Annotated in this window: 8 protein-coding genes; 7 read left to right on the top strand and 1 reads right to left on the bottom strand. The window is 65.1% G+C overall.

Translation table 11 applies throughout. The annotated features are described in order from the left end of the window. The first annotated feature begins 22 nt into the window (after positions 1-22). The 7 genes from phbB to M0209_RS11670 all read left to right on the top strand — a co-directional run bounded on the left by phbB (position 23) and on the right by M0209_RS11670 (position 6,572). Positions 23-745 carry an acetoacetyl-CoA reductase gene (gene phbB, locus M0209_RS11700; protein ID WP_258888445.1) on the top strand — a complete coding sequence of 241 codons (723 nt, stop codon included), beginning with the start codon at positions 23-25 and terminating at the stop codon, positions 743-745. A gap of 203 nt (positions 746-948) precedes the next feature. After that, positions 949-1,275 carry a hypothetical protein gene (locus M0209_RS11695; RefSeq protein ID WP_258888444.1) on the top strand — a complete coding sequence of 109 codons (327 nt, stop codon included), beginning with the start codon at positions 949-951 and terminating at the stop codon, positions 1,273-1,275. Between the two features lie 82 nt (positions 1,276-1,357). Beyond that, positions 1,358-1,927, top strand: coding sequence for a Uma2 family endonuclease (locus tag M0209_RS11690; RefSeq protein ID WP_258888443.1), 570 nt, complete (start codon positions 1,358-1,360; stop codon positions 1,925-1,927). A 7-nt stretch (positions 1,928-1,934) separates the two neighbouring features. Beyond that, complete coding sequence (locus tag M0209_RS11685) at positions 1,935-2,189, top strand: ribbon-helix-helix domain-containing protein (protein WP_258888442.1); 255 nt, start codon at positions 1,935-1,937, stop codon at positions 2,187-2,189. A 49-nt stretch (positions 2,190-2,238) separates the two neighbouring features. Beyond that, positions 2,239-4,755: a TonB-dependent siderophore receptor gene (locus M0209_RS11680; protein WP_258888441.1), complete on the top strand. Its 2,517-nt coding sequence runs from the start codon at positions 2,239-2,241 to the stop codon at positions 4,753-4,755. Further along, entirely contained in the window at positions 4,756-5,427 is a 672-nt protein-coding gene (locus tag M0209_RS11675) for a Fe2+-dependent dioxygenase (RefSeq protein ID WP_258888440.1), read from the top strand. A gap of 14 nt (positions 5,428-5,441) precedes the next feature. Then, positions 5,442-6,572, top strand: a complete 1,131-nt coding sequence (locus M0209_RS11670) for a PepSY domain-containing protein (protein WP_258888439.1) — start codon at positions 5,442-5,444, stop codon at positions 6,570-6,572. Here M0209_RS11670 and M0209_RS11665 read toward each other — a convergent pair. Beyond that, on the bottom strand, positions 6,558-11,186 hold the full coding sequence (locus M0209_RS11665) for an NAD-glutamate dehydrogenase (protein ID WP_258888438.1): 4,629 nt from the start codon (positions 11,184-11,186) through the stop codon (positions 6,558-6,560). The genes M0209_RS11670 and M0209_RS11665 overlap by 15 nt on opposite strands. Between the last annotated feature and the right edge of the window lie 39 nt (positions 11,187-11,225).

Genomic DNA, 11,225 nt, shown 5'->3' with positions numbered 1-11,225 from the left:
CTAAAACAACAGGAGGATGACCATGGGCAGAGTTGCAATCGTAACCGGCGGCACGCGCGGGATCGGCGAGGCGATCAGCCTCACGCTCAAGGACATGGGCATCACCGTGGCCGCGAATTACGCGGGCAACGACGAAAAGGCCAAGGCGTTCGAGGATGCGACCGGCATCCGCGTGTTCAAATGGGACGTTGGCGATCATCAGGCCTGCCTCGACGGCTGTGCGGCGGTTGAGGCCGAACTTGGCCCCGTCGATATCGTCGTCAACAACGCCGGGATCACCCGCGACGGCGTGCTCGCGCGGATGAGCTTCGACGACTGGAACGACGTGATGCGCGTCAATCTGGGCGGCTGTTTCAACATGGCCAAGGCAACCTTCGGCGGCATGACCGCGCGAGGATGGGGCCGGGTGGTCAACATCGGGTCGATCAACGGACAGGCGGGGCAATATGGTCAGGTCAACTACGCCGCTGCCAAATCGGGCATCCACGGCTTCACGAAAGCGCTGGCGCAGGAGGGCGCGAAAAAAGGCGTGACGGTGAACGCGATCGCGCCGGGCTATATCGACACCGACATGGTCGCGGCCGTCCCGGCTGAAGTGCTGGCCAAGATCGTCGCGAAAATCCCGGTCGGGCGGCTGGGCCAGGCGCACGAAATCGCGCGCGGAGTCGCGTTTCTGGTGAGCGAAGACGGCGGGTTCGTGACGGGGTCGACGCTGAGCCTGAATGGCGGGCAGCATATGTACTGACGGTGGCAGGGGCGGCCACGTCCGCCCCGGTGCCAGCGAGCGGAGCGTCGCTGGCAGCCACCGGCACGGCCGGCGGGGCCAGCAGCCCCGACCGACGACAGCGGCGGCTTTGCCGACCGCTTTGACCGGCGCAGTTGAAGACATAGGCAATCTAGCGATTTTTGTATCGGGTTAGTCGAATCGACTTCTTGGGTGGTGCTCAAATGAAAGTGAAAATCTCCTCTCCGGGAGAATATGATCGACATGATAAGGTCGTTCGTTTTGATGCGGCTGTAGATAGAGCTCCGATAAGCGTCGTCATTGATGATCTTGCACTCCTTACTATCGCTAAGGCGCTCGGCAATGCTGCAACGGAACCGCTTACCATTTACGCCATCGGGGGGCGCTTGCTTGAAGCAGTCGTCGCTGACGTCGTTCGAACTGCAACTCAGCCGCAAGCTACATATTACGTTAGCTATGCTGATGTTCTTCGAGTGACTGGAATGAGCGGCGACGGTGATCGATACGTGCCAAAGCATTGGACTGGTTAGAGGAGATGCCGTGGCTGCGGTGAACATCCCCTTATTCTTACCCCCTTCCTCCCTATCCCAATCTCCCCTAACATCACGAGCCATGAACGCGGTCACCACTCTTCGCACGCCTGAAAAGCTGGGCCTCCGCGTCGAGGACTATCTCCTTATCGCGCGCGCGGGTGCATTCGACGCACATGGCAAGACCGAATTGATTGAGGGGGACGTCTACGCAATGAACGCGCAGTACAGCGGCCATGCGCGCATCAAGACCCGCCTCACAATTCGGCTCAGCGCAGCGCTGGCCAAGGCTGGTAGCCTCTTTGAAGTCCTGTCGGAGGTGTCGGTGCAGCTGTCTGACAACACGATGCCAGAGCCCGATATTTCTGTGACGTCGTACACGGGCAACGACCCCGTGCCACTCGACCAACTCGCGCTGGTCGTCGAAGTGTCTGACACGACGCTGGCCATCGATCTCGGGCGCAAACGGTCGCTCTATGCGCGCGCAGGCGTTCCTGAATATTGGGTTGTCGATGTCGAGCAGGGCACGATCCATCAGAACTGGGGGCCGTCGGGCGATGAATATCGCGAGATGCGGATCGTGCCGTTCGGTCAGCCGATTGCGGCCGCGACGCTCGCGGGGGTTGAGGTGGAGACGGGCGGCTTGAACTAGTTCCCCCATGCCTCCCCTTTACGCACCCCCCGTCAAACGCTCGATCACCATCGCCGGCCACGAAACCGCGCTCACGCTGGAACCGGTGTTCTGGGACGCGCTCCGCGCCGCTGCACTCGCACAGAATTTGCCGCTCAACGCGCTCGTCGCGCGCATCGATGCCGAGCGGATTACCGCGCCCCATCCGCCCAATCTCGCCAGCGCCATCCGCTGCTGGCTGTTTGCGCGCTCCCAAAATGAGAATGTTTCGCAAGAGCGTTGACACTGCGAACGACTCTCAATAGCGACAGTCTCCTCAGGGAGAGAAGTTCATGTCGCGTACCGATGCCGTCCAGCCCCGCCACCCCGCACGCGCCGCAGCGTTCCTGGCGCTCGGCTGTGTCGGCTTTATCGCGAGCGCGCCTTCGCTGGCTGCCGACACCGCGCCCGATGCCGAGGAACAGGCTCGCGCGACAATCGTCGTCACCGGCACCCGCGATGACGACAGCAATGCGAAAACCGTCGCTCCCCTGCTCAACACGCCGCGCTCGGTCGTCGTCGTCGACAAGCAGATCATCAAGGACACCGGCTCTGCCACGCTTGTCGATGCGCTTCGCACTGTCCCCGGCATCACCTTCGGCGCGGCGGAGGGGGGTAACCCCATTGGCGATCGTCCGTTCATCCGCGGGTTCGATTCGCAGGGGTCGACCTTTGTCGACAATATCCGCGATACCAGCGCGCAAAGCCGAGAAGTGTTCGCCATCGAGCAGATCCAGATCGTGCGCGGCTCCGATTCGACGCTCGGCGGGCGTGGCAGCGCGGGTGGGTCGATCAACATCGTGTCGAAATTCCCGCGCGACAGGACGTTCGCTGAAGCGACCGCCAGCTATGGAACCGCCGATTACAAGCGCCTTACCGGTGACATCAATTACAAGCTGACCGACATGGTCTCGGTTCGCATTGCGGGCGTGTGGCACGACCAGAATGTCGCAGGCCGCGATGCCCTGTTCCAGGATCGCTGGGGAATTGCGCCGTCGATCAAGATCGGCGGCAAGGGGCCGACGACGCTGACGCTCGGCTATTATCACCTGACCAGCCACGAACTGCCCGACAGCGGGTTTCCGTACCAGCGCACCACCGCCAATGCGCCGCTGGGGTTCAGCTACTCAGAACCCGCCATCGGGCAATTCACGACAATCAGCGGAGCGACCGTGAGCATCCCGCGTAACGCCTTCTACGGTGTTAAAAGCCGCGACTTCCGCGACACCACGACCGACCAGATTACGATCCGCGCTGAGCATGATTTCGGGACGATCAAGCTCCGCAACACATCGCGGTTCAGCAACAGCGACCAAGCGTACATCTACACCCAACCCGACGACAGCCAAGGCAACGTCTATGGCACCAATGCCGCCAATGCCGCGACGGCAGGCGGCTATGTCTGGCGGCGGGCGAACACGCGCTATGGCTATGTCTCGACCCTTACCAACCAGACCGACCTGATTGGGACGTTCGACACGGGCAGTATCAAGCATAGTTTTTCTGCGGGTCTCGAACTCAGCTGGGAAAAGGCGCGGCGGGGGATTTTCGTGACGCGCGGGTACGTAAATCCGGCCAACGGCAATGAAATCCTGTCGACGGGCGCGCTGATTTCGCCGCGCTGCACGGCGGCGGCACTGGTACGCTATTACTGCACGACTTTGGGCAACCCGAACCCCAACGACCCCTGGGTCAATTACGCCAGCGATACCTCGACCGCCACTGCGCCGGTATCGCGCAACCTCGCCATTGCCGAAACGCAGAACGACGCCAGCACGGTGTCAGCCTATGCGTTCGATTCGATCACGATCACCCCGGCGCTGATCCTCAACCTCGGCGCGCGGGTCGACCGGTTCAAATCGACGACCACCCCCGGTCAGCCGATTGCCGCCACATCGACGTTCAGCTTCGACCGCACCGATACGTTGTTCAACTGGCAGGCGGGGCTAGTGTTCAAACCGACGGCGAACACCAGCGTCTACGCCTCTTACGCGACTTCGGCGACGCCACCGAACAGCCTGCTTGGCGAGGGACTCGAGGGCAACGCGCTGCCCACCACCAGCGGGCAGGTGTCGGTCGATATTCTCGACGCGCTGAAGGTCGAACAGACCCGCTCGTTGGAGGTCGGCGCCAAGGCCGATCTGTTCGGCAACCGCCTGTCGCTGAGCGTTGCCGCGTTTCGCACCGATACCGACAATGCCCGCGTCGTGGGGGCCGATGGCAACCCGCAATTCATCGGCAAGCGGCGCGTCAACGGGATCGAATTCGGCTTCAACGGACAGATCCGGCCCGGCTGGACGGTGTTCGGCGGCTACACCTACCTCGATGCGACCATCCTCGATGCCGGCAATACGATCTTCGTGGTGCCCGCCGTTGTCGTCGGTGGCGTGACCGTCACGCCCGCGCGCAACATCATCCAGCCGTCGGTCAACACCGGTCGCCGCTTCCCCCAAACCGCCGAACACAGCGCGACGCTCTGGACCGATGTCGCGGTGACGAAGAAGCTCAGCGTCGGCGGGGGCGCGTTCTACACGGGCCGCGTGTTCGGCACCTATGCCGACAACCGTGCGGTGACCGGCGTAGGCGCGGCAGCGGTGGTCAACCCGGCCACGCGGATTATCGCGCGCACCATTCCCGGCTACTGGCGCTTCGATGCGCGCGCGGGCTACAAGTTCAGCGACAAACTGGAAGTGAGCGTCAACGTGCAGAACCTGACCGACAAGACCTATTTCATCTCGGCAAACAGCGCGCATTACGCGACCGTCGCGCCGGGGCGCAGCGCCTTTGCGACGCTATCGGTGAAATACTGAATGCTGGCCGTTCCCGCCGTCCTTTCGCCCGACGAGGTCGCCCATCTGCGCGCTACCATTGACGCCGCCGACTGGATCGACGGCAATGCGACATCGGGTCACCAGTCGGCGCAGGCTAAGCACAATACGCAACTGCCCGAGGACTCGGCGGCGGCGCATACTGCGGGTGAGATCGTTCTCGACGCGCTCGGGCGGTCGCCGCTGTTCGTGGCCGCCGCGCTGCCGCTGAAGGTCTATCCGCCGCTGTTCAACCGCTACGCAGCGGGCGACGCTTTCGGCACCCACGTCGATACCGCCATCCGCATCCGGTACGGCAGCGATTTCCGTATCCGCAGCGATGTGTCGGCGACGCTCTTCCTGTCCGATCCCGACGACTATGACGGCGGCGAACTGCTCGTCGAGGACCGTCCGGGCGTAAAACTGTCGGCGGGCGACATGATCCTATACCCCGCTTCGACCTTGCACCGGGTAGCACCGGTCACGCGCGGCACCCGCGTCGCGTCGTTTTTCTGGGTGCAGTCGATGGTTCGCAGCGACAGCGATCGCGCCATATTGTTCGAGCTGGACACCGCCATTCAGGGGTTGACCGGCGCGACCGGCAACGACGATGCCGAACTCGTCCGCCTCACCGGCGTTTATCACAACCTCCTCCGCCGCTGGGCGGAGCTCTGAACGGAGCAATCCTCGTGCCCAGTGCGGTCAAGATGCGGCGGACGTGGTTTTCGGTCCATAAATGGCTCGGGATCATCTTTGCGGTCGTCGTCATCCCGCTGTCGTTCACCGGCGCGGCACTGGTGTGGGACCACGCGCTCGACAAAGCGGTCAACCCGCAGCGGTTCGCGGTCAGCGGAACGGCGACCTTGCCGCCTTCCGCCTATGTTGCCGCTGCCTCGAAAGCGCTAGCGCCCGGTGAGCAGGTCGCCTCGATCCGCTTCCCCGAAGAGGGTGGGCCGGTCGTCGTTTCGGCCAGCGCGCCGCCCAGGGAGGGCGCACGGCCCGGCCCGCCGCAGCGGACCAACCTCTATCTCGATCCGCCGACCGCACGCGTGCTCGACACCGCCAAGAGCAATGATGGACTGCTCCGCGTGCTCCACCAGCTCCACGGTACCCTCATGATCCCCGGCGTCGGCCGGTCGATCGTCGGCTGGCTCGGCGTTGCGATGCTGATTTCGTCGCTGACCGGCATCTGGCTGTGGTGGCCGCTTACGGGCTCGTTCCGCAGTGGTTTCCGCTGGAAGCGACAGGCAACGACGAATGCGAACCTGCATTACCTGACCGGCTTCTGGATTTCGGTGCCACTGGCGATGCTGTCGTTCACCGGCATCTGGATCAGCTTCCCGGCGTTCTTCGCCAATATGTCGGGGGCCAAGGCGCCCAATCCTGCCGACCGCGCGCGGATGATGGCGGCCCGTCCGCTGGCCGCGACGGTACAGGGCGTCGATGGCGCTTTTGCCCTCGCCCGCCCGCTCGCAGGCGGCGCACCGGTGCAAGTGACCTTCCCAACCGACAAGGCAGCCGAATGGAAAATCTCGTTTGCGCGCGACGGCGGCCCTGCCGAAGTCGTCGTCGACGATGCGCGCGGCACCGTGAAGCCGCTCAAGCCGCCGCAGCCCGAAACGTTCGCCCGCACCATGCGGCGCTGGCACGACGGGCACGACATGGGGTTTGCGTTTCAGCTCGTCATCTTCCTCGGCGGCCTGATCCCGGTGCTGCTCGCGATCACCGGGATCGTCATGTGGCTCCGCACGCGTAAATGGCGTGCCGACATCGACGCGAAGCTGCACGACCGGAGCGTGACGCCGCTACCGGCCGAGTAGCACCCGCGCCTGCCCCGCGATCTGCGCAAGCATGGCAGGCGAGGGCGCGACCGAGAGCTTCGCCCGGTCGACCAGTCGCCGGAAGTCGCCGACACGCGTCGTGTGGGTGCCGAGCCAAACGGTAACCCGCGCGCCCGGATCGGTCGCGTCGCGTGCCAGCCACTCGAGGCGCATCTGCTGGAAATCCCGGCTGAGGCCCGCGACGAGCAGCCGCTCCCACGGATCGACCGGATTGGCGCGCATCGCGGCGCCCTGTGCCCAGTCGAGGCCGAGCGCACTGCCAAGTGTACCGAACGCCCGGGTCAGAACGATGGCATCGGTGCCCGACCGTTCGGCAAGCGCGGCCAGCCCGACTGCGCCGTCCATTTCGGCAAGGCGCACGACACGTTCGACCAGCTTGCGCGGCGCGCCTGCATCGGTCAGCCGCGCGGCGAAACCGCGCGCCTGCATCCGGGTTTCGTCGAGCAGCAGGGCATCGACGTTCGCGTCGAGCTGGACGACGCCCGGCGTCAACGCCGCAATCGTATCGCCGACAGAACGCCCCGCGACCGAACCGCGAAGCAGGTCTGCCATTGCGGCGCGCAATTCGACCGCGACCTGTTCGAACAACAACAGCCGCCCGCCTTCGCCGATGTCGGCACTGTCGATCGCCGCCCACAGCGACCGCACGTCGAACAGCGCCTCGGCAATGACGAAGGCTCCGGCGATATCGCCCAGCGACGCGCCTTCTTCCTCGGCGAGTTCGTACGGATGGATCAGGCCCATCCGGTTGACGATGCGGTTGGCGACCTTGGTCGCGACGATCTCGCCGCGCAGCTGGTGATGCTCGATGGCCCCGGCATGACCCTTTCGCATCCCCGCCGGGAACGCTGCGAGCAGCTCGGGCGTCATCGCCGGGTCGGCGGCGAGGTCGGTGTGTTCGATGGCGTCCTGCAACGCGAGCTTTGCCGTCGCGAGCACCACCGCCAGTTCGGGGCGGGTCAGTCCGTGCCCGTCCTGTGCGCGCCGCGCGAGCAGGTCGTTCGACGCAAGGCCCTCGACCGCACGGTCGAGCCGACCCGACGCTTCGAACGTCTCGATCAGGCGAACCAGCGACGGCACTGCGCTCGCCCCACCGCGCTCGGCAATCGACAGCGCCAGCGTCTGGAGACGGTTATCCTCGAGCACCAGATCTGCGACCTGATCGGTCATTTTGGCCAGTAGCGTGTTGCGTTTCGGCATGGTCAGCGCGCCGCCCGCAACCTCGGCATTGAGCGCAATCTTGATATTGACCTCATGGTCCGAACAATCGACGCCCGCCGAATTGTCGATGAAGTCGGTGTTGATCCGCCCGCCCTTCAGCGAGAACGCGATGCGTGCCGCCTGGGTAACGCCCAGGTTCGCGCCCTCGCCGATGGCGCGCGCGCGCACGTCCTCGGCATCGACGCGCAGGATGTCGTTGGCAGGGTCGCCGACCTGCCCGTCGGTTTCGCTCGCCGCCTTCACATAGGTACCGATGCCGCCGAACCAGATCAGGTCGACCGGGCTTTTGAGAATGGCGGAAATCAGCATCGTCGGCTCGATCTCGGCCTCGGCAATGTCGAGCGCGGCGCGGGCTTCCTTCGACAGCTTGATCGATTTGGCCGAACGCGGGAACACGCCGCCGCCTTTCGAAATCAGCTTCGTATCATAGTCGGCCCAGCTCGAACGCGGCAGCGCAAACATCCGTGCTCGCTCGTCCCAGCTTGCGGAGGGGTCGGGATCGGGGTCGATGAAGATATGGCGGTGGTCGAACGCCGCGACGATCTTCAGCGCCTTCGACAGCAGCATCCCATTACCGAACACATCGCCCGACATGTCGCCGCACCCGACGACGCGGATCGGCTGCGCCTGCACATCTGTGCCCAGTTCGGCAAAGTGGCGCTGGACCGAGACCCAAGCGCCCTTGGCGGTGATGCCCATCGCCTTGTGGTCGTAGCCGACCGACCCGCCGCTTGCGAACGCATCGCCGAGCCAGAAGTGGTGCTCCAGCGCGATGGCGTTGGCGACATCGCTGAAAGTTGCGGTCCCCTTGTCGGCGGCGACGACGAAATACGGGTCCTCGCCGTCGTGGACGACGACCTGCGCCGGATGCACGACCTTGCCGCCCACGATGTTGTCGGTGACCGACAGCAAGGTGCGGATGAAGATGCGGTAGCTCTCGGTCCCCTCCGCCAGCCACGCATCGCGGTCGGTTGCCGGACTGGGCAGCATCTTGGGAAAGAAGCCGCCCTTTGCGCCCGTCGGCACAATGACCGCGTTCTTGACGCGCTGCGCCTTCATCAGCCCGAGGATTTCGGTGCGGAAATCGTCGCGCCGGTCGGACCAGCGCAAGCCGCCGCGCGCGACTGGTCCCGCGCGCAGATGGATGCCCTCGACACGGGGGCTATAGACCCAAATCTCGCGCCACGGCACCGGGGCGGGGAGACCCGGCACCTTCGCGCTGTCGAACTTGAACGCAATCGCGGTCTGTCCGGCAGGCGCGTAGAAATTGGTACGCAGCGTCGCGCGCACCACCGCGCGCAGCAGGCGCAGAACGCGGTCTTCGTCGATAGCGGCGACCTGCGACAGGCCGCGCTCGATGGCGTGCTCGGCGGCTTCGCGCGCGGCCTCGCGCTTCTTGGCCGCCGGGTCGTGGAGGGCGGCGAACAGATCGACGACGGCGCGCGCGATATGCGGGTGGCGGCGCAGCGCCTCGACCACGGTGATGAGGCCATAGGTGAGTCCGGTCTGGCGCAGATAGCGGAACATGGCGCGCAGCAGCACCACGGCGCGCGGATCGAACGCGGCGGCAACGATCAGCTCGTTGAAACGGTCGTTCTCTGCCGATCCCTCGAGCACCGCGGCAATCGCCCCTTCGACGACGGACGCCCGGTCTAGGAGTGCCGCCGCATCGCCCGCACCCAGATCGAGAACGAACCGGTGCATATGCCCCAACGTCCCGTCGCCGATCAGCGTCGAAACCTCTTCAACCACGCGGAACCCGAAACATTCGAGCGCGGGCACGACGTCGGACAGCATGACCGGCGCAAGGCTGTAGAGTTTCAACCGCAACCGCCCCTTGGCATCAGTCGCACGGCGATAGAGCCGCACTTGCCTGTCGGTCGGGGTGTCGAGTTCGGCCAGCCGCACGATATCGCGCGCCGCCTCATCGGGTCCGGCGCCGGTGCGATAGAGTGGCGGAAACGCCTCGGCGTAACGCAATGCCAGTCGCGTCGCGCCTTTGTCCTCGCCCGCTGCGATCAGGCTCGCTTCGACTGCTTCGGGCCACCCGCGTACCATCGCGACAAGCGCTGCACGCAAGCTCGCTTCATCGGGTTCGCGCTGCGCGCCGCGTCGGTCGAACGTATAGCGGATCAGCGCGACTTCGCCGTCGCCCAGATCGATCGACCAGCTGAGCAGATCGCCGTCTGCCTCTGTTGCGATCATCTCTGAAATCGCAATGCGCCGCGCCGTCGTCAGCTCGTCGCGCGGTAGCCAGACGAACGCAAACATGTGCCGGTCGAGTGCATCGCGGGTCAGCACCAGATCGGCGCGCGGCCGGTCGGCCAGCGACATCGCGGTCAGCGCCAGCCGTTCGAGTGTCGCCGCATCGATCGCCAGCAACAGATCGTGCGGCAGGTCGGTCAGTGCGTGCGCCAGCGCTTTTCCGGCATGGCCATCGGGCGAGAACCCGTACTTCGCCATCAATGCCGAAAGCCGGTCGCGCAGCACCGGGATATCCTGCGGCGCGGCGGCAAGTGCGGCGCTGGTCCATAGGCCGGCATGGATACGTACGCCGCCATCCGACGGCACGACAATCAGATCGAGCGGGGCGCGGCGGTGGACAGTCGACAGGAAGTTCGACTTGGCGAGCATTGGCGCATCATGCGCTTTCAGCCAGCTTTGCGCCTTGGCCCGCTGTTCGGGCGAGAGCACGGCATCGCCGATATCGGCCGCGATCCCCAGCGCTTCCTTCGTCCCGCCCTTGGCCGGATAGGTCGCCGATCCCAGCAAAGTGAAATTGCGGTCGAGGAACCAGTCGAGCAATTTGGCGCCCTCGCTGTCGCCCAGGCGCGCAACGTCCATCGCGACTGCCGCCTTCATCGCCGTCCAATCGGTGACCGCTGCACGGACATGCTTGAGCGCCGTTTCGATGGCCGCGCTCAGGTCGTGCCGCACCCGCGCATCGGCACGTTCGGTTTCCATATAGACGAGCGACGTTCGCGCGCCGCCGTCACCCAGCCCGGCAAAGCCGCCGTCCTTGCCGCGCCCGACCGACACGATCGGATGCAAAATTCGGTCGATGGCCAAGCCCTGTGCGGTGATTGCATCCGCGATCGAATCGACCAGAAACGGCATGTCGCTGTTGGCGACCGCCAGCCGCATCAGCCGCCGTCCGTCGCTCCCGCTGCCCGATTCGATGCGGATGGCGGGCGCGTCGCCGCGCCGCCCGTCGAGCGCATCCAGCGCCAGTGCGGCCGCCGCGCGGCGGTCGTCCTTGGTGAACCCGGCGGTTTCGCCGGGCAGGGCACCGGCGACCAGCGCCTTGGCCAGCAGATCGGTGTGGCGTGAATCGGAAATTGTCGCGGGCGAAGTCGCGCGGGTGGCAGCCATAGGGTCGGGCATCCGTATCGTTTTTTTGTCGATACGCCT

This window comes from Sphingomonas sp. SUN039, from assembly GCF_024758725.1.
In the GTDB taxonomy this organism is placed as follows: Bacteria; Pseudomonadota; Alphaproteobacteria; order Sphingomonadales; family Sphingomonadaceae; genus Sphingomonas_O.
This window is presented reverse-complemented; position numbering and strand designations above follow the sequence as displayed.

What these genes read in the sequence shown, in the direction of transcription:
- phbB (WP_258888445.1), top strand. Translation starts at nt 23, where the DNA reads ATGGGCAGAGTTGCAATCGTAACCGGCGGCACGCGCGGGATCGGCGAG.
- M0209_RS11695 (WP_258888444.1), top strand. Translation starts at nt 949, where the DNA reads ATGAAAGTGAAAATCTCCTCTCCGGGAGAATATGATCGACATGATAAG.
- M0209_RS11690 (WP_258888443.1), top strand. Translation starts at nt 1,358, where the DNA reads ATGAACGCGGTCACCACTCTTCGCACGCCTGAAAAGCTGGGCCTCCGC.
- M0209_RS11685 (WP_258888442.1), top strand. Translation starts at nt 1,935, where the DNA reads ATGCCTCCCCTTTACGCACCCCCCGTCAAACGCTCGATCACCATCGCC.
- M0209_RS11680 (WP_258888441.1), top strand. Translation starts at nt 2,239, where the DNA reads ATGTCGCGTACCGATGCCGTCCAGCCCCGCCACCCCGCACGCGCCGCA.
- M0209_RS11675 (WP_258888440.1), top strand. Translation starts at nt 4,756, where the DNA reads ATGCTGGCCGTTCCCGCCGTCCTTTCGCCCGACGAGGTCGCCCATCTG.
- M0209_RS11665 (WP_258888438.1), bottom strand. Translation starts at nt 11,186, where the DNA reads ATGGCTGCCACCCGCGCGACTTCGCCCGCGACAATTTCCGATTCACGC.